The sequence below is a fragment of the Micromonospora sp. GCM10011542 genome (assembly GCF_042650685.1).
Taxonomy (GTDB): Bacteria; Actinomycetota; Actinomycetes; order Mycobacteriales; family Micromonosporaceae; genus Micromonospora.
Window position 1 is genome coordinate 223,538 of record NZ_JBHSBO010000058.1, and the last position, 23,675, is coordinate 247,212.

Sequence of the window (23,675 nt, forward strand, 5' to 3'; positions counted from 1 at the left end):
CTCGTCAGCTCGGATTGATTCGGATGAACTTGCCGCCGTTCTCGACGGCCAGGGTGGCGATGGAGCGGCCCGGGTCGGTCAACAGACCGTCCTCGTCCACGCCCCGGGTCGCCTGCACGACCTCGGTAGATGCGAAGACCGGCCGCTTGCTGCCGAGTTCGCGCATGGTGTCGGCGAAGTCCTGGCCGGCGGTGCCGGTGGGGTTGCCGAAGTTGCAGGAGATCAGCGCGATGGAACTCTTGGGATTGTCCGTCGCAGCCGAGCGGAAGACCTCGTCGTGGTGCACGACCTTCGCGAACTGGCTGCCCGGCACGTGCACCACCTTGCCGTTCTTCAGGGTCACGGCGGCGCTCTCCGGGCTGCCGTGGGCGATGACGGCGATCGGGTCGCTGCGCAGGTTGCTCCACGGCGCGGGCAGGAAGGTGTTGTCCTTGAAAGTGGGCTCCCGCCCCGGCAGGCTCCGGATGACCTTGAGGCCGGAGATGTCCATCTTGCCGCCGACGTTCCTGCCGAAGGCGACGTTGGCGTCCATCTTGGCCCAGTCCGTGAGGTTCTCCGTGTCCCCCGCCCGGCTCGGGAAGAGGACGCCGACCTGCTTGCCGCTCTTGTCCTGCAGAGGAACAGACTGGACGTCCGAGGCGTGGAAGGTCTTGAGGCGACCCTTGTCGGTCTGGCCGAGGATGAGGGTCTTGTCCTTCTCGCGCTCCTTGTTCGCGATCTTGAGATCGCGTTCGAAGCGCATGTCGTCGATCTTCTTGCTGATTGCGGAGAACGTCCCCTTGATGACCTTGCCGACTCCGACCGTGGTGACCGCGGCGTCGATCCCGGCGCCGGGCTTGGCAGCCTGATCCAGGCTGCGGGTCCCGGATGTGCCACCGATCCCCTTGGTGCTGTTCCTGACCCCGTCGGCGACGGTGCCCGGCAGCGCCTTTCCGCCCTTGAGGGCGAACTTCATCAGCCGCGCCGCGATCCGGCCACCCGGCACCAGACCCAGGGCCATGCCGCCGGCGGCCATCCCGATCTCGGCAGGGTCTCCGCCGAGCGCGGCACCCAGCAGGTCGATCGCGCCGGAGAGCAGGCCGATGGCCTCGCCGAGCGGCGGGAAGATGAACGACGCGATCACCGAGAGCGCGTCCAGCACCAGGGTGATCCACTCGATCACCGTGCTCCGCAGGAACTCGATGAACGCGTGGAACGCCTCGGCGATCTTCTCCCAGAGCGAGCGCTGGGGAGCGTCCTTCGCGAGCTGCCGCAGCGTCTCGGCGGCGGATCGGGCAGCCTGGTCGCGCAGCGCGGTCGCCTGCCCGAGCAGTGCCCTGGCCTGGTCGAGCGCCTGCCGGGCATCGTCGGCTCGGCGCTGGGCGGCGGTGAGGTCGTCGTCGGCCTTGTCCTTCGCGGTCTGAGCGGCCGCCGCATCACCGGTGAGCGCGGTGAGCGCCGCCTGCGCCGACGACAGCGCCGCCTGCGCCGCCCCCTGGTCGCCGGAGGCCTGCCGGGCCTGGTCCAGAGCGCGCATCGACATGGTCTGCGCCTCCTCCAGGGACGGGAGGTAGCGCAGGTACGCGTCGGCCGCGGCGGCGTACGAGTGGGCCATCCGGTCCAGCCGGGGCGGCAGCTTGCCGATCAGGTCCCGGAAGGCCTCCATCGCCTTGCCCTGCCCGACGTCGATCTGACCGCCGGTGGCGAGCAGGTCGTGCGCCTCCTGGGTGGTCCTCGCCAACTCCTGGTAGGCCCGGGTGATCTCCTCGAAGGACTCCGGATCACCTGGCACCGGGTCGGAGTCCAACTGCAACACCGACCACTCGGCGTCCCCCGGACGCGCCATGACCAACCTCCCCTATCGCGCCGTCTGCTCCCCCCGCACCTCGTCGGGTGCCGGGAGCCGACTCGCACACGTAGGCGACCGAGAATCGGTTCAGCGCTGAACCGCAACGGCACGGCATCCGTGTACGGCGCGGAGTTGCTGTGACGGCCCCGGAGGGAATCGGAGATGAGCGAGCGAACCGGCAGGCTCGGCGCGGCGGTGCCGGCATGAGCGTGATCGACGTACCGGGTGCGGAGCTGGAGCGGATACACGACCTGCTGCAACGCACCAAGGATCTGATGGACAGTGCCCCGATCAGGTCCATGGGGCACGTGGTCGACACCCTCGGCCAGCGTGACCTGCAAAAGGCGGCCCACGACTTCGAGAAGCGGTGGGGTGACGGTCGCCACGTCGTGGCCAAGGACCTCGAAGGGGTACGCGACGCCGCGAAGGCGGTCGCCGACGCGTTCCGGGAGACGGACGAGCAGACCGTCAACGCCCTCACGAACCCGGACGACGGGGGGAAGAAGTGACCGGCGCGACGGCCTCGACCCCGACCGGCTTCCAACTGCGCACGCCGGAGGACTGGGTGGACTACTCGGTCGCCGACGAGGCGAGCGAGAACCGGATGGCGCAGGAGGTGTGGACCCGGGCCCGCGAGGGCGGCCTCGCCGAGGAGCAGGCCGGTCAGTACGCCGAGCAACTGCGCCGGTCGGTGCGCGAGGCCCGCCGCGCCGGCGCGGTGCACGCCGCCGGTGTCTTCCAGCTGTACGAGGATGGCCCGCTCACCGCTACGGTGCTGGTCTCGGTGGTCACCCCGCCGGCGACGGGCGACATCATCGGGGCGCTCACCGCGGTCGGGCAGCCCGGCCGGGCGGACGGCACCTGGCGTCGGGTGGGCACGGCGCAGATCCCCGGGATCGGCACGGTCGGCCGGGTGCACGGCATCCAGAACGTGACCCAGGACGGCGCGACGATGCGCTGCGCCGTCATGCACACGGTCGTACCGCTGCCGGGCTCGTCGAACGTCCTGGTGGTCACGGGGTCGAGCCCGAACCTCGCCGAGGCCGAGGACCTGTTCGAACTGTTCGCCACGATCACCGGGACCCTGATGTTCACCTGGGGGGATGGAGCCCCGGCGCTCGCGACGCCGCAGGCTTCCATGGGGGAGTCGGCGACCGGGGGGTGAGTCGCCGACACACGTCAGGGGGACACCTTGGTGTCCCCCTGACGTGTATTCGACGCCGCTCAGCTAGCCGAGGACCCTTGTCGGGCCGTCACGATCCCGGCTCGTCGCCGAGCACCGCCCGCAGTGCGGCGGGATCGGCGCGGGGCACCTGCACGAGGTGCAGCCGGCCGCCACCGAAGTGGGCGAGCGCCCGGCCGGGCCGGCCGCCGGCCAGTTGACCCCGGGAGAGCTTGGCGCCGATCAGCTCACCGTCGCCGAGGCCCTGGGGGCTGAGCAGCGCGCCCTGCCGGTTGCGCCGGGCGTCGACGTGCCAGCCGCCGAAGCCCCCGGACAGGCCGTCGATGGTGCCCGCCATGACCAGGCCCCGCCCGGTCTCCGCCCCCGCCCGCGCGATCTCGCCGAAGTCGCTGCCGGCGTCGCACTTGAGCAACTGCTCCGCGTCGTCCAGCACGACCACGACCGGGCCGTCGCGCCCGTCGAGGGCCGCGGCGAGCCGCGCCGAGGTGAAGTCCTCGCCCGCCACGACGTCGAGCACGCCCGGCACACCGGCCAGGTCCCGCAGCGGCGACCGGCGCGGGGCGCCGATCACCACCGGCGTCCCCTGCGCGAGCAGGCCCGCCACCATCGCCAGCAGCGCCGTGCTCCGGCCGGAACGCGGCGGCCCGCCGAGGACGAAGGTGGGGATCTCCGCCAAGTCGGGCCCGATGCCGGTGAGCTCGTCGCCGCCGACGCCGAGCAGCGTCCACAGCGGGCCCGACGGTCGGGCCAGGGCGCGCGATTCCGCCAGCGTCAATTCGTCAGGTAGCACGTCGATCCGGAAGGGGCGGACGGCGTGCGGCAGGGCCTCGTCCCGCGACCGGGCCGCCGCGCCGATCTCCGCAAGCGCCCGGGCCTGCCCCTGACCGGAGCTGTCCTCGGCGAGGAGCGCGATCTGTGCCTCCGCGCTGTCGGCCGCCCGGATCGCCCGGCCCGACTCGATCTCCTCGGGCAGCTGCCGGTAGTTGATCCCGACCATGCTGTAGTCGCTGCGCTCGGTGAGGCGCAACACCAGCTTGTCGTCCGTCGTGGACGAGATCCGGGTGGAGAACATGCTCCGGTCGCCAGCCAGCACCACGTGCATCCCGGCCCCGGCACCCTCGCGCAGCAGGGTGAGCAGCGCGGTCATCACCGCGCCGTTGTCGTAGTCGGCGAAGGTCTTGTCGAAGACCTCGAACCGGTCCAGCAGCACGAGGATGTGCGGCGGACGGTCGCCCTCGACCACGTTCGAGCGGTACTCCACGAGGCTCGCCGAGCCGCTCGAAGCGAGCAGCTGCTGCCGCCGTCCCAGCTCGGCGAGCAGACGGCCGAACAGCCGCCCGAGCCGTTCGGCCTCCGTCCGCTGCACCACCGCGCCGCAGTGCGGCAGGTCGTTGAGTGCCAGCAGGGCCCCGTTGCCGCAGTCGACGCCGTAGAGGTGGACGTCGGCCGTGGAGTGGGCGCGGGCCAGCGTGCCGGCGATCGTCCGCAACGTCTGCGACCGGCCGCTGCGCGAGGAACCGATGACGTGCAGATGTCCCAGCGTCGCCAGGTCCAGCTCCAGCGGCGCCTGCTCCTGCCGTGCCGGCAGGTCGACCAGCCCGTACGCGACGGCCGGCAGGTAGCCGCTCGCCCGGGCGGCGGGGAGCGCGTCGACCGTGAGGGTGGTCGGCAACGCGGGGAGCCACGGGCTGTGCTGCGCCGCGATGGCGAGCTGCTCGTTGGCGCCCCGGATCGCCTCCACCAGCACGGCGAGGTCGGTCACCTCCGCGGAGGGCTCCGCGCCGCCGCCACCGGGGCGGGTCGGCGACGGTCGGCCGAGGTCGGGCCAGGAGAGCGGCGCCAGCCACGGGGCCCGCCGGGTGGTGGCCCGGGCGCCCGGACGGAACCCGCCCACCCGGCCCGCCTGGAACGGCACCAGCGACGACTGGGCGAGGCGCACGTACGCCCGCCCGGGCGTGGACTTGGAGATCGAGGCGGCGTCCGGCGCGTTCAAAACGTCCTGGCTCTCGCTGCTGTCGGTCACCCGCAACGCGATCCGCAGGTTGGTGTTGGCGCGGATCTCCGGCGAGACCACACCGCCCGGGCGCTGGGTCGCGAGCACCAGGTGGATGCCGAGGGACCGGCCGCGCTGCGCGATGTTGACCAGACCGGTCACGAAGTCGGGCAGGTCTCGGATCATCGAGGCGAACTCGTCGATCACGATGAGCAGCCGGGGCATCGGCGTCCGGGTCGGCTCGCGGCGCAGCAGGTCGACGTAGTCGTCGATGTCCTTCGCCCCCGCCTCGGCGAGGATGTGCTCCCGACGCCGCAGCTCGGCCGAGAGCGAGGTCAGCGCCCGGCTCACCAGGTGCGTGTCCAGGTCGGTCACCATGCCGACGGTGTGCGGCAGGAGGACACAGTCCTTGAACGCGCTGCCGCCCTTGTAGTCGACCAGCACGAACGTCATGGCGTCCGGCCGGTTGGCCACGGCGAGCGAGGCGACCAGGGTCTGCAACAGCTCCGACTTGCCCGAGCCGGTGGTGCCGGCCACCAGGGCGTGCGGCCCGTCCCGCTTGAGGTCCAGGGCGAACGGCCCGTCCAGCGATACGCCGAGCACCGCCTCGGTGGTGCGGCCCCCGGTGGTCCAGCGCGCCGCCACCGCGTCCGGCTCCGGCGGCTCCATGCCGAGTACGTCGAGCAGCCGGCTCGCGTCGGGCAGCGCACCACCCTCGTCCGTGCCGCCGGTGTCCCGCAGCGGCGCCAGCGCCCGGGCCACCGTCCGCAACCAGTCCGGCGTGACCAAATCCGCGTGGACGCCGGCGATCGGCTCGGCCAGCGTCCTGGTGACCAACAGCGTCCCGTCGGTCTGCTGCGCGACGACGGCCTGGCACTCCTCCGGCAGCAGCCTCTCCTCGGCGTCCACGCAGAGCGCGTAGACGCCGACCGACGGCCCCTCCCGCAGGATCTGCGTCACCCCCGGCAGGGACCGCAGCCGGCGTGCCCCGTCGAGCACCACGAGGATGTCGCGGAACGCGCCGTCCTGCCGCTGCGCGGAGCGGGCCGAGATGACGGCGACCAGCTCGGCCACGCGACGGCCCAGCGTCTGGGTGTCGGCGCCGACGGTGGCGAGCGTGTCCTGGCCGTCGCGCGGTGCCGCGTGCGGCAGCCAGCGGGTCCACGACCAGCCCTCCTCGTCGCCCGCGCCGGCGAGCAGGTAGATCTGCAGCTCCTCAGGGCTGTGCAGGGTGGCCGCCTGCGCCACCATCCAGCGGGCGGTGGTACGGGCCACCGGGCCACCGGCGACACCGACGACGCCGTGCTTGCGGACCGGCACGACGGCCGGCACGTCCAGCGCGCTCCACCGGATCTCCCGCCGGTGCTCGTCCTGGCTCGGGTCGGTCAGCACCACCTCCGAGGGGAGGTCCGCGGTACCCGTGCGCAGTTCCAGGAAGTCGGGGTCGGTGCGGCGCCGCTCCCAGAGCCGACGTTGCGGTCCGACCGCCATCAAGCGCACCGCCGCCGGATCAGGATGGGTGTCCCGGCGGGCCAACCGCTCGGCGGTCAGCGCCTCCCGCGCCTCGGCGGCGATCCGCTCCTTCTTCGCCTCGTACTCCGCCATCCGCACCCGGTGGCTGGCCCGTCCCTGCCGCCGGGCGGCGATCTGGTTCACGATCAGCGCCACCGGCGACAGGACGGCGAAGAGCAGGGTCAGCGGGTTCCGGGTGGCGAGGTACATGCCCCCGGAGACCAGCAGCGGCGCCAGCACGGTGATCAGCGTGATCGGCCGCCGCTCGGGTGGCGACGGTTGTGCGGGGAGCGCGAACCTGGTGGCACGGGCGGCGGGGAGCAGCCGCGGCGGACGGTTGTAGTCCAGGCCGGTCCGGTCCTCGGAGACCTGCAGCGCCGCCTCCGCACGGACCGGGTGGCGCAGCTCCAGCAGGGAGGAACCGACGGCGAGCTGCCCGCCGGGCGGCCACACCTGCTCACCGGAGACCTCGATGCGGTCGAGCAGCAGCCCCGGCTCGAGCGGGCGCACCCGGCACTCGCCGTCCGGGGTGACCCGCACCCGCGCCGTCACGGCGGCGAGCGCCGGGTCGGAGAGGCGGACCCGGCTGGTGCTGGCAGCCCCGATCGAGTGTTCGCCGATGTCGAGCTGGTGGACGTCGCCGGCGTCCGTGCCGCCGACCACCCGTACCTCGAGGAGGCCCGGGGGTGGTGCGGGCGCCTCGGGCGCCGGACGGTCCAGGCCGAGAACCGTCCCCTGGTGCACCGGGGCCTCGGCGAGGGTCAGCCGCGGATCCAGGGGCGCGCCGGCGACGAAGATGGACGGCGGTGTGTCCGCCGCGGACGGACGGCGGGCGGCCAGCGCCGCGGCGAGTTCCCCGACGGTCGTGTCGGGGTCCGCCTCCACCTGGTAGTCGGTGACGGCGGTGGAGGGATCCGCAACGGTGAGCAGCAGGCGCACGGGTTTCTCCTGGTCGGATGGGTCCGTCGGAGGAAACGGTCAGGGCCGCGTGGTGATCTGCTCACCACGCGGCCCCCGGGCCGTTCGTTCGTCAGCGACCGAGGCTGCTGGCGGTCTGGCTGTCGGTCTCGGAGAAGGCGTCGCTGACCTGCGTGAGGTACTGGCTGATGCCCTCCATGCCGTGCAGGGTCTGGTCCACGCTGCCCTTGTACTCCTCGAAGTACGGGCCGAACTGCTGCTGCGCGCCCGGGGTGTTGTAGCCACCCTGGATGAGCGTGTCGATCTTGCTCTTGGCCTGGGTCATCCCGTCCAGCAGCGTCTGCATGTTCTGCTTCAGCCAGCTCGCCGACTCCTGGATGTCCTCGCTGACGATGTGGTAGGTGGCCACGTTCCCGCTCCCTCGTTTCGTGGGTCTTCCCGGCGGGCGGCGGTCATCGTGTGACCGCCTTCCGCCGTTGCCGCCACCCACACGGATGGCGCTGCGGAACGGTTCAGCGGATTGTTCGGGTCGCGACGGAGAGGTTCTCGTCCTCGCGGTGAACCACATCGCGCGCCCGGCCGTGTGGGTGCCGACCGGGCGTACGGGCACGGTCGGCACCGAGCACGAGGTGGAGCACTGATGTTGTTGCCCAGCCGTTTCGCGCGTACCGCGATCGCACTGACCAGCCTGGCCGCCCTGGCCGCGTGCGGCGACAAGGCGCCCGGGACCGCGGCGCCCGCCGCTCCCAGCCCTGCCGTCTCCGCGGCCGCGAGCCCGGAGCAGGTGCCCGAGGTGATCGAGGCCCCGGCGTCGCCGGTGGCCCCGCCCACCGTGGCCAAGACCCAGCGCCGCGTGCAGATCTACAGTGGCCCGGCCACCGGCCCGCTCTCGCCCCCACCCGACCAGGGGCGCGGCAGCACCATCGTGCAGCTGAACGGCACCGGCTCCGCCGACATCGGCACATACGTCGCCGACGGGCAAGGCCGGACGCTCTACCGGTTCGACAAGGACAGCGCCAAGCCGCCGAAGTCCACCTGCAACGGCGACTGCGCGAAGACCTGGCCGCCGCTGCTGATCCACTCGCCCGGCCAGATCTACCCGAGCGGGATGAACCCGCAGCTCGTCGGCTACGTGGAACGCGCCGACGGTACCTGTCAGGTGACCGTCGGCGGCTGGCCGGTCTACCGGTTCGCCGGGGACAAGGCGCGGGGTGACATCGAGGGCCAAGGGGTCGGCGGCACCTGGTTCGCGATCAACCCGACCGGGGGTCGGACGAAGCCGCTGCCCGAGGTGGTCGCCGTGCCGACCGCCGCGGCTCGCTGAGGGACCGGGAAACGATGATGACCAACCCGTACGGACGCCTCGACGACTCCACCACACCCCCCGCCGCGACTCCCCCGGCGCCCCGCTGGGCCCCGGCGCCGCCGCCGCAGTTCGGCCCGGCCGCCCCGGGCCCGGAGACCGGCCGCGCGTCGAGGCGCGGCGTCTCCCCGAAGCTCGTGGCGGCGATCGGCGGGCCGGTCGCGCTCACGGTCGCGCTCGTGGTGGTGCTCGGCCTGATCTGGCCTGGTTTCCTCAACCGCAAGGTCTTCGACACGGCGGCGCTCCAGCGCGGGGTGCTGACCGTGCTGCGCGAGAACTACCAGCTCGACGCGGACGAGGTCGCCTGCCCGGTCGCACCACCGGTCAGGGTGAATAGCCGGTTCACCTGCTCTACGCGGGTCGCCGGTGAGCCGAGGACAGTCACGGTGACGGTCACGTCCTCCGCCGGCCGATTCGAGGTCGGTCGTCCGAACTGACCGGTCGCGGCCGTGGCGGTCCCCGCGGTCCGTCGCGGCCCTCAGCTGTCGTCGCAGGTCCGGCCGGCGTTGAGACAGTCCAGCACCTTGGCCGTCACCGTCTCCGGCATGAGGTTGAGGAAGAACGCGTGATCGGTGAGCGGGCTGTTGTTCTGGCCGTCGAACGCGTCAATCTGGAACCGGACGCCCGGCGGAAGGTCGTACGCGAGCGTCATCCGCAGCCGCGGAACCGGGAACGTGTTGTGGGGGCAGGCGCCGTCCCGGTCGGGAGCGAGGAGGTGCACGCGGTGGGTCGGGCTGTCCAGCCGCCGGCCGTCCCAGCAGCTGGGGAAGTCGAAGAGCCGCAGTACCCGGTCACCGACCGGGCAGACGGGGTAGGCGGTGGTCCGGCGCTCCGGTGTGCTGGAACAGGTCCACGTCGCCGCCGCGTGGGCGCCGCCGTTGGTGACGGCCACCGCGTCCCCCACGGTCCCCGCGAGCCGTACCGGCATGGGCACCACGTTTCCGCGCGGGTTGCCCAGGAACGTGAGGGTGACGGCGGCCGGCACCTGGATCTCGCCGTCGTGCCCCGGGTGCCCGGCGCCGCCGTCCGGCACCGTCCGCAGCACCGGCCAGAAGTAGGTGGAGCGGTCGCCGTTGCGGCAGGTGGTCCGGGCCGTGGTGAGACTGTGAGGGGTCGAACCGACAGCGGTGGAGACGTTGCCCACGTAGTCGTGCACGTGGTGCGCCTGTCCCGGGTAGCCGGGCGCCGTCACGATGTTGGCGGTGTTGCGGTGGCCGATCTCGTTGCGGCCGCAGTCCCAGGTGTAACTGCCGGCGCCCGCCGGGGGTGGCGCTGCGGACCGGGTGGCGTCGGAGCGTACGGAACTGATGTCCACGAAGTCGGGACCGAGCAGGCTGGCGAGCGGGGTGCGCGGGGCGTGACCAGCGCCGGCGGCGTCGATCCCCCGTACCGTGCCGACGCCGAGCCCGATCAGCAACAGCTCCAACACCAGCATGACGGCAATGCCCCGCCGTCGAGCCATCGCCGACTCGCTCATGGCCCGAAGGTTATGCGGCACGCCATCGCACCCGACTCGGTGGGCATTCCCCTGACAAGCCTGGGACCAGCAGTAACAGCCAGCCGTGAGCGTGCCCTCCGACGCCGGTGTGATGCGGATCAACGAATCGTCGGCACTGCGTACCCGGTGGCCGGAAGCCCGGTCGCAGGCCCGTCGGTCACCCTCCGACGGGCACGAGATCCGGGTCACTCGACGACGGTCGGTCGAACCGGCAGCCGTTCGCATCACGTGGATGCGGTGACCACGCTGTAAGCCCTTGTAGACCGGAGGACGGCCGACATGCCCACCCAGATCCTGAGGACCCTCGCCAACGTCCTGTCCGGCCGAGGAGCGCGCACCGCCGCGGGCGCCGCGCTGGTCACCGACGGGCTCGTCGGAATCGATGTGCCCTTCGGCCGCAAGCGCACCGGCATCTTCGGATCCCTCGTGGTGCTGGCCGTCGGCCTGCTGTTCGTCGGTATCGGCTGGTGGTGGCATGGCCAACACCAGCCCTACCCGGCTGGAACGTCGACGACCGCCACCGTCACCAGGATCACGAGCTCCCGCGACAGCAACGGCCGCACGATGTACTCGCGGGTCCTGACCTTCACCACCTCGGACAACCGGCGGGTGGAGTTCACCGAGCCGGAGCAGAGCAGCAAGCGGCCGGCGGTGCGTTCCACGGCCACCGTCTCCTACCTGCCGCAGGACCCCGGATCCGCACGCGTCATTCCGGAAACCGACTGGCTCCCGTACGGTCTCATCGCCATGGGCGCGCTGGCTGCGGCCATCGGAGGGGTGATCTTCCTCGTCCGTCTCGTCACCCTCATCGCTGGCATCTCTTTGCTGGCCAGCGCGGCACGCCGCACCAGACGGGTCTAGAGGTCGAGCAGGGTACGCAGGTGGCGCGGGGGCGGGCAGTCGTGGGCCAGCATCGCGTCGTGCCAGTCCCGCACCGACACGCCGGCCGGGCGGGCGGCGGCGATCTCGGCCACCTCGCTGTAGCCGACGAAGTAGGTGGAGAGCTGGGTCGAGGTGAGCAGTGCGCGGCGCCACTTGCCGGCCGCCTCGCCCTCCTCCTGGAAGCCGCGCCCGGTCATCAGCGCCATCGCCTCGTGCTCCGGCAGCTCCTCGGCGTGCACGAGTTGGTCGAGCAGGGCGTTGATGGTCATCCGCAGCTGCATCTTGAGCTGCTGCAACCGCACCGGCAGGCCACCGAACCCCAGGCCGGCCATCAGCTCCTCGGCGTAGACCGCCCAGCCCTCGATGAACGGGCCGGACTCGGCCAACGCCCGGACCCGGGTGCCGCCGACGTACCGGCGGGCGTGGGCGAGCTGGAGGAAGTGCCCGGGCATCGCCTCGTGCACGGTCAGGTTGCGGACCATGTGGTCGTTGTATTCGCGGTAGAACGACTCGACGCGGTGCGCCGGCCAGTCCGTCGGGGTGGGCGCGATGCAGTAGAAGGTCGGCACGGCCGCGGTCTCCAGCGGCCCCGGTGAGTCGCAGTAGGCGACCGCGACGCCCCGGGCGAACTCCGGCATCTCCTGGATCACGCACGGGTCGTCGACCAGGGTGACCAGGTCGTGCGCGCGGACGAAGTCGGTCGCCTCGTCCAGCGTCACCCCGGCCAGCTCGACGATGGTGGCGTCGTCCGGGTGCTCGGCGGCGAGCAGGTCCAGCGCCCGGCGTACCGTCGCGTCGTCGGCCGGGCCGCCGACCAGCTCGACCGCCGCCACGCGGATCTCCTCGGTGACCCGGTCCAGGTTCGCCCAGGCGCGGCGCTGAATCTCCGCGGCGCCCAGCTCGGTGTCCAGGGTGTGCCAGAGCCGCGCCTCCCAGCGGCGGCGGCCCAGCCGCGGGTCACGTCCCGGGCCGGCGTCGGCGGCCAGGCCGACGCGCAGCCAGGCGACGAACTCCTCCAGCGCGGCGATCGCCGCGGTGGCCGCCGGTGCCAGCCGGTCGTAGCCGCCAGGGGCCTGGGCGAGCAGCCTCGGCACCTCGTCGCGGATCAGCGCGGCCGTGCCGGTGAACTGCCCGACCGCCGTCTCGGCATGGATCCGCGGCATGTCCCGCAGCGTCGCGCGAGCGGTCGCGAGGGCGTCCGGTACGGCGGCCAGGCGGCCGGCCAGGTGCCCGAGCCGGACCTCGACCGGGGCGTACGGGCGGGCCAGCAGCGAGTGCAGCAGCGGGCCGGGGTTGTGGTGCAGCGGATCCCACTCGTGCGCCCGGATCTCGGTCAGCTCGAACAGCTCCCGGTCGACGAACGAGCTGAGCAGCGCGTGGTCCACCCGATCCTCGACGTCCAGCGCGTCCGGGTCGAGTTCGGACAGCGCGTTCGCCGCGTCGGTGAGCATCGTTCGGTCGGTGGCCAGCGCGCCGGCGGACAGGTCGGGCAGCCGATCGTCGTACCGGTGGTCCCCCGCGCTCGTCGCCAGCCCCGGCCGGCTCTCCAGCAACGCCTCGACAACCCGCTCCGCGAGCACCCCGAACGATTCCACCCGCCGACCCTACCCACTACCCGCGCCGGCCCGCGTTGATCAAGAGGTTTGCGTCACGAACCGGGGCTCTCCGGACGGGAAGTTCTTGATCAAGCCGGTGCGGGGGGTGGGGCTTCGGCGGCGCGGACTGCTTCGGCGTAGGCGAGGGTGGTGCGGCGTAGGGCGGCCTCGGGGTCGAGGTTGGCCTGTCGGGCGGCCGCGACCGTGGCCAGCAGGCTCGCGCCCAGCCGGGCCTCCGGGTCGACCTGCGACTCGGCCAGCGGCGGAGGCACGGCCAGACCGACCCGGGCCGCACGCTCCAGCACCTTCGCGGCCAGGGCGAGGGCGGGCTGGCTCAACGCGATGCCGTCCAGCACCGACTCGCGCGCCTTCTCGGCCCGCTTGATCCGCTCCCAGTTGGCGGTGATCTCGTCCAGCGTGCCGGCCTCTTCACCGGCGAAGACGTGCGGGTTGCGCCGGACCATCTTGTCGACCAGGCCACCGGCCACGTCGTCGATGGTCCACCGCTCGTCCTCGGGCAGTTCCTCGGCAAGCCGGGCGTGCAGCACCACCTGGAGCAGCACGTCGCCCAACTCCTCGCGCAGCGCGTCGGTGTCGTCGGCGCTGATCGCGTCGTACGCCTCGTAGCACTCCTCCAGCAGGAAGCCGGCCAGGCTGCGGTGCGTCTGCGCCCGCTTCCAGGGATCGCCACCCGGGGACGCCAGCCGGTCCATCACCGCCACCGCGTCCAGCAGCCGGGCGCCGGGCGGATCCCACGAGCCGTACATCAGCTCCAGCTCGGCCAGCCCCGGCTCCCGGGCCAGCCGCAGACCCAGCTCCCGAGCCAGCGACTCGTCGCCGGTCGGACCCGCCAGCCAGACCGCCGTGCCGTGCGCCGCCACCGCGTCCAGCAACGCCTGGGTGGCACCGCCGGTCACCACGGTCACCTCGGCGCCCGAAACCCGCACCGCGGTCGTCAGCTCGCTCTCCGCACCGGCGAGCACCGGCGCCGACCGTACGACGTCCCAGGCGGCGGCGGTCAGCAGCCCGGCCGGCAGCCGGGGCGAGGTGACCAGCAGGACGATCCGTGCCGACATGCTCAGCTCTCCGTGCCGCCGGTCTCCGGCGCCCCGCTCGAGGCCACCGGCTCCGGGGTGGAGATGTCGGTGACCGGCCCGTCGGAGTTGATGTACGGCAGCGAGTAGAAGACCAGCGACTGGCCGGTGCTCACCACCGACGGCACCCCGACCGCCCGGTAACGCGGATTGACCGAGACGTCGACCCGCGTCGCCTCCTCCTGCAGAGCCGCGCTCAGCGCGGTGGCGCTGCGGACGAAGCCGCCGTCACCGAACGCCTGGCGGACCTGGTCTACCGGCAGCCCGCCCTGGATCGCCCCCGTCCGGGCCAGCGCCTGGTAGACGGCCATCACCGAGTCGTCGCTCAGCTCCGCCGGGGGCAGCTGCTCGTTGAGCACCTGGAGCAGGTCGATCCACTCGCCCCAGAGCTTGGCGTACTCGGTGGTGGCCGGCACCCGGAGGTTCTGCTGGAGCTGCTCCGGCGTCACCTGGTCGGGCACCTGCAGGTTCTTCGCCGCCGCGACCCGCTTGCCCAGCTCCAGGCTGACCAGCAGGTTCACCACGTCCTGACGGGTGACGGCGGAGCGCAGCTGCTCCGGTGCGGGCGTCGCACCGGCCTGGCCGGCCTCCTGCCGCACCGCCTCGCCGTACTTCGTCTGCACGTCGTCGTAGATGGCGTCGACCCGGTCCACCGAGTAGGTGGCGTCACCGACGTACGCGGCGACGTCCGGGGCGGACCTACCGCAGGCGGCGAGGGAGAGGACACCGAGGGCCGCGACGCTGGCGGCGGCGATCAGACGGCGAGCACGCATGCCCGTCACTCTCTCATGCCCCCGGCATCGCTGTGACGGCCCCCACCTCGCCGGGCGGGGCGACGCGCCCCGCCCGGCGGGCAGCACCTCAGCCGGCCGCGACGGCGACCGGGGCAGGTGCGCCCAGCACGTCGGAGAGCAACTGCGCGCACCACTCCAGCAGCGCCTGGTCACGCAGCGGCTCGCCGCCGATCCGACGGGTGGTCGGGCGGGGCACGCTGACCTGGTCGGTGGCCTGCTTGTAGACCGCGTCCGGGTGGTAGCGCTTGAGCCGCAGCTGCTTCGAGTCGGGCAGCGGCAACGGGCCGAACCGGACGTGCTTGCCCTGCATGGACACGTCGGTGAGGCCGTACCGGCGGGCCAGCAGGCGGAACCGCGCCACCGCCACCAGGTTCTGCACCGGGGCCGGCGGCTCGCCGTACCGGTCGGTCATCTCGGCGACCACCTCGCGCAGCCGCTCCTCGTCGCGGGCCTCGGCGAGCTTGCGGTACATCTCCAACCGCAGCCGCTCCACGCTCACGTAGTCGTGCGGCAGGTGCGCGTCGATCGGCAGGTCGATCTTGACGTCGACCTCCTCCTCCTGCCGCTCACCCTTGAACGCCGACACCGCCTCGCCGACCATCCGCACGTACAGGTCGAAGCCGACGCCCTCGATGTGCCCGGACTGCTCGCCGCCGAGCAGGTTGCCGGCGCCCCGGATCTCCAGGTCTTTCATCGCCACGTACATGCCGGCGCCCAGCTCGGTGTGCTGGGCGATGGTGGCCAGCCGCTCGTGGGCGTGCTCGGTGAGCGGCTTCTCTGGCGGGTACAGGAAGTAGGCGTACGCCCGTTCCCGGCCCCGGCCGACCCGGCCGCGGATCTGGTGCAGCTGGGCCAGGCCGAGCAGGTCGGCGCGCTCCACGATCAGGGTGTTGGCGTTCGGGATGTCGATGCCGGACTCCACGATGGTGGTGCAGACCAGCACGTCGAACTCCTTCTCCCAGAAGCCGACCATGACCTTCTCCAGCGCCTCCTCGCCCATCTGGCCGTGCGCCACCGCGACCCGCGCCTCGGGCACCAGCTCGCGCAGCCGCCGGGCCGCCCGGTCGATCGACTCGACCCGGTTGTGCAGGTAGAAGACCTGCCCGTCGCGCAGCAGCTCACGGTGGATGGACGCGGCCACCTGCCGGTCGTCGTGCGCCCCGACGAAGGTGAGCACCGGGTGCCGCTCCTCCGGCGGGGTGGCGATGGTGGACATCTCCCGGATCCCGGTGATCGCCATCTCCAGGGTCCGCGGGATCGGGGTGGCCGACATGCTCAGCACGTCGACCGAGGCACGCATGCTCTTTAGATGCTCCTTGTGCTCGACCCCGAAGCGCTGCTCCTCGTCGACGATGACCAGGCCGAGCGACTTGAAGCGGGTGGCCGACTGGAGCAGCCGGTGGGTGCCGATCACGATGTCGGCGGTGCCCTCCGCCGCCATCGCCAGCGTCTGCTCGGTCTCCTTCGCCGTCTGGAACCGGGACAGCTGCTTGATGGTCACCGGGAACTGGCCCATCCGCTCGGCGAAGGTGTTGTAGTGCTGCTGCACCAGCAGCGTGGTGGGCACCAGCACCGCCACCTGCTTGCCGTCCTGCACCGCCTTGAACGCCGCCCGTACCGCGATCTCGGTCTTGCCGTAGCCGACGTCGCCGCAGATCAGCCGGTCCATCGGGACGGTCTGCTCCATGTCCCGCTTGACCTCGTCGATCGCCGCGAGCTGGTCCGGCGTCTCCTGCCAGGGGAAGGCGTCCTCCAGCTCCCGCTGCCAGGGGGTGTCCGGGCCGAACGAGTGGCCCTTGGACGCCTTGCGAGCGGCGTAGAGCTGGATCAGCTGGGCGGCGATCTCGCGGACCGCCTTGCGGGCCCGGGCCTTGGACTTCTGCCAGTCCGAGCCGCCCATCTTGTGCAGCGTCGGCTGCTCGCCACCGACGTAGCGGCTCAGCTGGTCGAGCTGGTCGGTCGGCACGAAGAGCCGGTCGCCGGGCTGGCCGCGCTTGCTCGCCGCGTACTCGATGACCAGGTACTCCCGGCTGGCGCCGTTGACCGTGCGCTGCACCAGCTCGACGTAGCGGCCGATGCCGTGCTGCTCGTGCACCACGAAGTCGCCGGCCTTGAGCTCCAGCGGGTCGATGGTGTTGCGCCGCCGGCTCGGCAGCTTGCGCATGTCGCGCGTCGAGGTGCCCCGACCGCCGGTCACGTCGTTGCCGGTGAGCAGCACGAAACGGGACGCCTCGTCGACGAAACCGCTGCTCAACGCGCCGCAGGTGACCACCAGCTCGCCGGGCACGGGCGCGGTCGGCACCTCCTCGGCCAACCGGGCCCCCAGACCGGCGTCGCGGAGCACCTCCACCGCCCGCTGGGCCGGGCCGTGCCCCTCGAAGACCAACGCGATCGACCAGCCCTCGCCGGCCCAACGCTTCAGGTCGTCGACCACCCGGGAGGTCTCGCCGTGGTAGAGCGGGGCAGGCTGGGCGGTCACGCTCACCGCGATGGCGTCGTCGGGAGTCACCGAGCCCTGCTCCGGCGCGTCCTCCCAGGGCTGGCGTGTGTCGGCCGTCTCGGCCTCCACCAAGCCGAACGGGGAGAGCGTCCACCACGGCTGGCCGAGCCGGCCGGCGGCGGCGCGTACCTCACCCAGGGTGCGGAAGGCGGCGGCGCCGACGTCGACCGGGGCCTGGCCGCCGACCGCGGCGGCGGCCCAGCTGGCCTGGAGAAACTCCTCCGAGGTACGCACCAGGTCGTGCGCCCGGGTGCGGATGCGCTCCGGGTCGCAGAGCAGCACGTGGGTGCCGGCCGGCATGGCGTCCAGCAGCAGCTCCAGTGAGTCGGGCCCGACCAGCACCGGGGCCAGGGACTCCATGCCCTCCACCGGGATGCCCTCGGCCAGCTTGTCGAGGATCTCGGCCAGCTCGGGGTGCTCCTGGGCCAGCGCGGCCGCCCGGTCCCGCACGTCGGGGGTGAGCAGCAGCTCCCGGCACGGCGGCGCCCACAGCAGCGGCACCTGCTCGATGGTCCGCTGGTCGGCGACGGCGAAGGTGCGGATCTCCTCCACCTCGTCGCCCCAGAACTCGACCCGGGACGGGTGCTCGTCGGTGGGCGGGAACACGTCCAGGATGCCGCCGCGCACCGCGAACTCGCCGCGCTTGGTGACCAGGTCCACCCGGGCGTACGCCATGTCGATCAACCGGCGGGCGACCTCCTCCAGGTCCGCCTCCTCACCGGCCGCCAACTGCACCGGCTCCAGGTCGCCCAGACCCTTGAGCTGCGGTTGCAGCAGCGAGCGCACCGGAGCCACGACCACCCGCAGCGGGCCGGTGCGGCCGTGCGCGTCCGCCGACTCCGGGTGCGCCAGCCGGCGCAGCACGGCCAGCCGCCGGCCGACGGTGTCCGAGCGCGGCGAGAGCCGCTCGTGCGGCAGCGTCTCCCAGGACGGGAAGACCGCCACCTGCTCCGGCGGGAGCAGATCGCCCAACGCGGCGGCCAGGTCGTCGGCCTCGCGGGTGGTGGCGGTCACCGCCAGCACCGGCCGCCCCGCGCCGCCACCGGCGCCGTCGGGATCCGCGGCGACCGCGGCGACCGCGAACGGACGCAGCGCCGACGGGGCGGTGATGTCGAGGCCGTCGACCTGCGCGGCACCGGAGCGCGCCAGGTCACGCGCCCGGGCCAGCCCGGGGTCGGCCAGGGCGGCGGAGAACAGACCGGTGAGCATGTAGATCACTTCCAGGAGGGTCGGCGTGCGTGGTGAGGCCGCGGCACACGACAGATACCCCGCGTCCGGCTGGACGGGGGGTGCACGACGACCAGCCTATCCCCGCCGACCGACACCCACCGCCTTCGCGCCCACCTCCACGCCGGGACGCCCGGCGGACCGACCCGGCCCGACGGGCGTCGCTGGCGGGCACGGGTCAGTAGCGCACCGCGATGCGGCGGTCGACGGCGTCGACCAGGATCTCCCCGCCGTACGGGACGATCAGTTGCGGGTCGGTGTGGCCCAGGTCGACGTCGAAGACCAGCACCGCGTCCGGCGCGTACTCCGCGCCGGCCCGGGTGACCGCGGCGCGCTGGGCCGCCGCGTACGCCCGGCGCTGGTCGAGGGTGTGCGGCCGGTCGAAGTCCCAGGCCTTGGCCCGGCCGACGAGCACCGCCGGGAAGCCGGCGAGCAGGCCGCGCTCGCCCAGGTTGCGCAGGATCCGGTAGACCTCGGTGTCCGAGGGCAGCTCCTGCGAGGTCTCGATCAGCAGCACCGACCCGGCCAGGGCCGCCGCCGGAGGCACCCGGTCGGCGGCGAGCAGCCAGTTCAGTACCTCCAGGTTGCCGCCCCAGGTGCGGCCGCGCACCACGTTGGCCGGCCCCTGCCAGTGCCAGCCCTCACCGGGCAGCATCTCCGGCTCGTACGCCAGGGAGTCCGGGTCGGTCCACGGGTTGGGGCGGTCGCCCCATTCGGGCGCGGGCGTGAGGTCGTACCAGCCGGGGGTGAAGAGCGCGGCGCGCAGCGAGTCGACCGTGAGCGGGTGCGCCTTGCCGGGCCGGCCGAGGTGCACCAGCACCGAACCACCGTGGTAGGCCACCATCCCCAGTCGGTAGAGGTGGTTGAGCACGTTGGTGTTGTCCGAGTAGCCGAAGTACGGCTTCGGGTTGGCCCGGATCACCTCGTCGTCGAGGTGCGGGGTGACCGTGATCAGGTCGTCGCCGCCGACGGTGGCGAGCACCGCGGTGATCGTCGGGTCGGCGAAGGCGGCCGTCAGGTCCCGGGCCCGGTCGCGGGGGTCCGCCCCCATCCGTCGGGTGGTCGGATACTCCACCGGCTCCAGGCCGAACTCCTCGCGCAACCGGCGCAGCCCCAGCTCGTACACGTGCGGGAACAGCGCCGGCAGCCCCCGGGAGGGCGACACGATGGCGACCCGGTCGCCGGGCTTCGGCCTGGTGGGGTAACGCGGCAGGTCCATGATCAGACATTAACGAGCCGCACCAGCGGTTTCCGCCCGACAAAAGCCGCCAAAGAGGGCAGAGCCGACCCTAGGCTGACCTGGTGGACGAGGCGCCGGAGGTCCGGGTACGCGACCGGCTTCCCCGCACCGCCGGCCTGCTGCTCGGCACCCTCGCGCTGGCGAGCGCGTTCATCGCCGCCTACGTCGGCGCCCTGCACCAACCCACGGCCCGCGACGTGCCGGTCGGGGTGGCGCTCGGCGACCATCGCGCGCAGTTGGTGCTGACCGGCGTCCGCCAGCGGACCAACAAGATCAAAGCCATCGGGTACGACGACCCGGGCGCCGCCCACGACGGCCTGACCAGCCGCGAGGTGTACGCGGTGCTCAGCTCCGACCCCGGCGGCGGGCTCGTCCTGACCACCGCCAGCGCCGGCGCCCCGGCCGCCGCCGACCTGGTCGCCCAGGTGCTCTCCGCCGCCGCGCAACAGGCCCGCCTGCCGCTGCGGGTGACCGACGAGGTGCCGGTGGCCGCCACCGACCCGCGTGGTCTGGTGCCGTTCTACCTGGCCGTCGGGTTCGTGCTCGGCGGCTACCTGGCCTCGACCGCGCTCGGGCTGGCCGCCGGCACCGCCCCGCGCACCCTGCGCCGCGCCGGTCTGCGGATCGGCGCGCTCGCGGTCTACAGCGTGGCGCTCGGCATCGTCGGCGCGGTGCTGGTCGGCCCGGTGCTGGACGTCTGGCACCACGACCTGCCGGCCATCGCGGGCACCGGCGTGCTCACGGTCTTCGCCGCCGCGATGGTGGCCGCCGCGGTCCAGGGCTGGCTCGGCGTACTCGGCACCGGGCTGGTCATCCTGCTGCTGGTGGTGCTCGGTAACCCCGGCTCCGGCGGCATCTACGCGCCCGAGTTCCTGCCCACCTGGTTGCGCGGGATGCACCGGTGGAACGTGCCGGGGCTGGGCACCGACCTGCTCAAGTCGGCGGTCTACTTCGACCGGCGCTCGGTCGGCTGGCCGCTGACCGGGTTGGCGCTCTGGGCGGTGCTCGGCCTGGCCGCGTTGCTCGGCGCGACCCTGGTCCGCGGCCGTCGCGCCGGCTCGGGGCCGGAGGGGATCGACCTCCGACGCGAGTAGCCGCCCCCGCGCCGGCACCAAGACCCGAACTCCGGGTGTCCCTCGTCACGGCGCAGCATCCGGAGAGCCCCTCCTGCCACCCGCACCCGCGCGGATACCATCCAGGGAGTCGGACAGCGCTGTCCTTCGTACTCACGTAAGGAGCGCACTCGTGACCGACCAGCACGACCACGACGGCCCGGACGCCGCGCTGCGCGCCGACATCCGCCGGCTCGGCACCCTGCTCGGGCAGACCCTGGCCCGCCAGGAGGGGCGTCCACTGCTCGACCTGGTCGAGGAGATCCGCGCCCAGGTACGCACCGACGTCCCCGCGGCCGCCCAGCGCCTCGGCGGGTTGGACGTCACCACCGGCACCAAACTGGCCCGCGCCTTCTCCACCTACTTCCACCTGGCCAACATCACCGAGCAGGTGCACCGGGCGCGCGACCTGCGCCGTCGCCGTGCCGTGCAGGGCGGCTGGCTGGACCAGGCGGCCAAGATGATCGCCGAGCGCGGCGTACCGGCCGAGGAGATCGCCGCCGCGGCCCGGCGGCTGGCGGTCCGGCCGGTCTTCACCGCGCACCCGACCGAGGCGGCCCGCCGCTCGATCCTGTCCAAGCTGCGTGCCATCGCCGACGAGTTGGACACCGAGACCGCCAACGCGATCCTCTACGGGGCCAGTGACGAGGGCCCCGCGAACCGCCGGCTGGCCGAGCTGCTCGACCTGATGTGGCAGACCGACGAGCTGCGGCTGGACCGGCCGGACCCGACCGACGAGGCCCGCAACGCCATCTACTACCTGCGCGACCTGTACGCCGAGGCCGCCCCGCAGGTGCTCGACGACCTGGCCGACACGCTGCGCACGCTCGGCGTGGAGACCTCGCCGACGGCCCGCCCGCTCAGCTTCGGCACCTGGATCGGCGGCGACCGGGACGGCAACCCGTTCGTCACCCCGGCGGTCACCCGCGACGTGCTGGCCATCCAGCACGAGCACGGCATCGCGGCCACCGAGAAGGCGATGGACCACCTGATCAACGAGGTGTCCGTCTCCCGCCGGCTGCGCGGGGTGTCGCTGGACCTCTCCGCCAGCCTCGCCGCCGACCTGGACGCACTGCCCGAGGTGGCGCCCCGGTTCCGCCGGGTCAACGCCGAGGAGCCGTACCGGCTCAAGGCGCGCTGCGTGAAGGCGAAGCTGGCCAACACCCGGCAGCGGCTGCGCCAGGGCACCGCGCACGTTCCCGGGCGCGACTACCGGGGCTCCGCCGAGCTGATCGCCGACCTGGAGCTGCTGCGCGCCTCGCTGGCCCGCAACTCCGGGCAGCTCACCGCCGTCGGTCGACTGGCCTCCACCATCCGCACCGTCTCCGCGTTCGGCCTGCACCTGGCCATCATGGACGTGCGGGAGCACGCCGAGGCGCACCACGCGGTGCTGGCCCAGCTCTACGGCGCGGTCGGCGAGGTGTCCGACTACCCGGCGCTGAGCCGGCTGGAGCGCACCAAGCTGCTCGCCGACGAGCTGACCGGCCGCCGGCCGCTGTCCACCCTGGACACGCCGTTGATCGAGGCGACCCGCAAGACGTTCGACGTGTTCGGCACGATCCGTGAGGCTCAGGACCGGTTCGGCAACGAGGTCATCGAGTCGTACATCATCTCGATGACGCTCGGCGTGGACGACGTGCTGGCCGCGGTGGTGCTGGCCCGCGAGGCCGGGCTTGTCGACGTGCACAGCGGGCGGGCCCGGATCGGCTTCGTGCCGCTGCTGGAGACCCCGGCCGAGTTGAACGCCGGCGGCGAGATCCTCGACGAGCTGCTGTCGCTGCCGGCGTACCGGTCCCTGGTGGCCGCCCGCGGCGACGTGCAGGAGGTCATGCTCGGCTACTCCGACTCCAACAAGGAGGCCGGGATCACCACCAGCCAGTGGTCGATCCACCGGGCGCAGCGCGCGCTGCGGGACGTGGCCGCCCGGCACGGGGTGCACCTGCGGCTGTTCCACGGGCGGGGTGGCACGGTGGGGCGCGGCGGCGGGCCGACGCACGAGGCGATCCTGGCCCAGCCCTACGGCACGCTGGACGGCGCGATCAAGGTGACCGAGCAGGGTGAGGTGATCTCCGACAAGTACACCCTGCCCTCGCTGGCCCGGGAGAACCTGGAGCTCACCCTGGCGGCGGTGCTCCAGGCCACGCTGCTGCACACCGGGCCCCGCCAGCCGGCGGAGATGCTGGAGCGCTGGGACGCGGCGATGGACGTGGTCTCCGAGTCGGCGTTCCGGTCGTACCGGTCGCTGGTCGAGGACCCGGACCTGCCGGCGTACTTCTGGGCGTCCACCCCCACCGAGCTGCTGGGCGCGCTGAACATCGGCTCCCGGCCGGCGAAGCGCCCGAACACCGGCGCGGGGCTGTCCGGGCTGCGGGCCATCCCGTGGGTGTTCGGCTGGACCCAGACCCGGCAGATCGTTCCCGGCTGGTTCGGCGTGGGCTCCGGGCTGGCCGCCGCCCGGGAGGCCGGGCTGGCGGACGTACTGGCCGAGATGCACCGCAACTGGCACTTCTTCCGTACGTTCCTGTCGAACGTCGAGATGATGCTGACCAAGACCGATCTGAGCATCGCGCGCCGGTACGTCGAGACGCTGGTGCCGAAGAAGCTGCACCCGATCTTCCACCAGATCGAGCAGGAGTACGAGCTGACCAAGCGGGAGGTGCTGGCGGTGACCGCCTCGCCGGCGCTGCTGGAGAACTCTCCGGTGCTCCAGCGCACCCTGGCGGTGCGCGACACCTACCTGGAGCCGTTGCACCACCTCCAGGTGGCGCTGCTGCGGCAGTACCGGGAGTCCGGCGCGGCCGGTCGGGCCATCGCCACCGCGCCGGGCGGCCGGCGCGCTCCCAGCGACGGCACCGCCCTGGAACGGGCGCTGCTCACCACGGTCAACGGCATCGCCGCCGGGATGCGCAACACCGGCTGACCAAGCGGTGAGCAAG

Annotated in this window: 16 protein-coding genes; 7 read left to right on the plus strand and 9 right to left on the minus strand. The window is 72.8% G+C overall.

Going from position 1 to position 23,675, the window contains the following annotated elements; translation table 11 throughout:
- Window positions 1–4: 4 nt before the first annotated feature.
- A complete protein-coding gene (locus tag ACFOW4_RS21790) occupies window positions 5–1,825 on the minus strand; it encodes a putative T7SS-secreted protein (protein WP_377530568.1) in 1,821 nt (606 codons plus the stop codon).
- Between the two features lie 206 nt (window positions 1,826–2,031).
- Here ACFOW4_RS21790 and ACFOW4_RS21795 point away from each other — a divergent pair, with 206 nt between their 5' ends.
- On the plus strand, window positions 2,032–2,337 hold the full coding sequence (locus tag ACFOW4_RS21795; protein WP_377530569.1) for a hypothetical protein: 306 nt from the start codon (window positions 2,032–2,034) through the stop codon (window positions 2,335–2,337).
- The gene (locus tag ACFOW4_RS21800; protein WP_377530571.1) at window positions 2,334–2,993 is read left to right on the plus strand and encodes a hypothetical protein; all 660 of its coding nucleotides are present in this window, start codon (window positions 2,334–2,336) and stop codon (window positions 2,991–2,993) included. The genes ACFOW4_RS21795 and ACFOW4_RS21800 overlap by 4 nt, the downstream gene beginning before the upstream one ends.
- An 88-nt stretch (window positions 2,994–3,081) precedes the next feature.
- Here ACFOW4_RS21800 and ACFOW4_RS21805 read toward each other — a convergent pair whose 3' ends face one another.
- Together ACFOW4_RS21805 and ACFOW4_RS21810 are read right to left on the minus strand one after the other, a co-directional pair.
- Window positions 3,082–7,455, minus strand: a complete 4,374-nt coding sequence (locus tag ACFOW4_RS21805; protein ID WP_377530573.1) for an FtsK/SpoIIIE domain-containing protein — start codon at window positions 7,453–7,455, stop codon at window positions 3,082–3,084.
- A gap of 91 nt (window positions 7,456–7,546) precedes the next feature.
- Entirely contained in the window at window positions 7,547–7,843 is a 297-nt protein-coding gene (locus ACFOW4_RS21810; RefSeq protein WP_377530575.1) for a WXG100 family type VII secretion target, read from the minus strand.
- 231 nt (window positions 7,844–8,074) lie between these two features.
- Between ACFOW4_RS21810 and ACFOW4_RS21815 the strand changes: the two genes are divergently transcribed.
- On the plus strand, window positions 8,075–8,758 hold the full coding sequence (locus ACFOW4_RS21815) for a hypothetical protein (RefSeq protein ID WP_377530577.1): 684 nt from the start codon (window positions 8,075–8,077) through the stop codon (window positions 8,756–8,758).
- 14 nt (window positions 8,759–8,772) lie between these two features.
- On the plus strand, window positions 8,773–9,234 hold the full coding sequence (locus ACFOW4_RS21820) for a DUF4333 domain-containing protein (RefSeq protein ID WP_377530580.1): 462 nt from the start codon (window positions 8,773–8,775) through the stop codon (window positions 9,232–9,234).
- Between the two features lie 41 nt (window positions 9,235–9,275).
- Here the strand turns inward: ACFOW4_RS21820 and ACFOW4_RS21825 are convergent, their stop codons facing one another.
- Window positions 9,276–10,274, minus strand: coding sequence for a DUF1996 domain-containing protein (locus tag ACFOW4_RS21825; RefSeq protein ID WP_377530581.1), 999 nt, complete (start codon window positions 10,272–10,274; stop codon window positions 9,276–9,278).
- 300 nt (window positions 10,275–10,574) lie between these two features.
- On the opposite strand from ACFOW4_RS21825, the gene ACFOW4_RS21830 reads away from it, so the two are divergent.
- Entirely contained in the window at window positions 10,575–11,156 is a 582-nt protein-coding gene (locus tag ACFOW4_RS21830) for a DUF3592 domain-containing protein (RefSeq protein ID WP_377530584.1), read from the plus strand.
- Here ACFOW4_RS21830 and ACFOW4_RS21835 read toward each other — a convergent pair.
- From ACFOW4_RS21835 to ACFOW4_RS21855, 5 genes are all read right to left on the minus strand, one after another.
- Window positions 11,153–12,772, minus strand: a complete 1,620-nt coding sequence (locus tag ACFOW4_RS21835) for a DUF885 domain-containing protein (protein ID WP_377530585.1) — start codon at window positions 12,770–12,772, stop codon at window positions 11,153–11,155. The genes ACFOW4_RS21830 and ACFOW4_RS21835 overlap by 4 nt on opposite strands.
- 89 nt (window positions 12,773–12,861) lie before the next feature.
- Window positions 12,862–13,848, minus strand: coding sequence for a nucleoside triphosphate pyrophosphohydrolase (locus tag ACFOW4_RS21840; RefSeq protein ID WP_377530588.1), 987 nt, complete (start codon window positions 13,846–13,848; stop codon window positions 12,862–12,864).
- 2 nt (window positions 13,849–13,850) lie between these two features.
- Window positions 13,851–14,639, minus strand: a complete 789-nt coding sequence (locus ACFOW4_RS21845; RefSeq protein WP_377530591.1) for a hypothetical protein — start codon at window positions 14,637–14,639, stop codon at window positions 13,851–13,853.
- 88 nt (window positions 14,640–14,727) lie between these two features.
- A complete protein-coding gene (gene mfd, locus ACFOW4_RS21850) occupies window positions 14,728–18,369 on the minus strand; it encodes a transcription-repair coupling factor (protein ID WP_377531688.1) in 3,642 nt (1,213 codons plus the stop codon).
- A gap of 196 nt (window positions 18,370–18,565) precedes the next feature.
- Window positions 18,566–19,606 (minus strand): S66 peptidase family protein, encoded by a 1,041-nt coding sequence (locus tag ACFOW4_RS21855; RefSeq protein ID WP_377530594.1) that lies wholly within the window; start codon window positions 19,604–19,606, stop codon window positions 18,566–18,568.
- An 83-nt stretch (window positions 19,607–19,689) separates the two neighbouring features.
- Here ACFOW4_RS21855 and ACFOW4_RS21860 point away from each other — a divergent pair, with 83 nt between their 5' ends.
- Window positions 19,690–20,721, plus strand: a complete 1,032-nt coding sequence (locus ACFOW4_RS21860) for a hypothetical protein (protein WP_377530596.1) — start codon at window positions 19,690–19,692, stop codon at window positions 20,719–20,721.
- Between the two features lie 151 nt (window positions 20,722–20,872).
- Entirely contained in the window at window positions 20,873–23,659 is a 2,787-nt protein-coding gene (ppc, locus tag ACFOW4_RS21865) for a phosphoenolpyruvate carboxylase (RefSeq protein WP_377530599.1), read from the plus strand.
- Window positions 23,660–23,675: the final 16 nt, after the last annotated feature.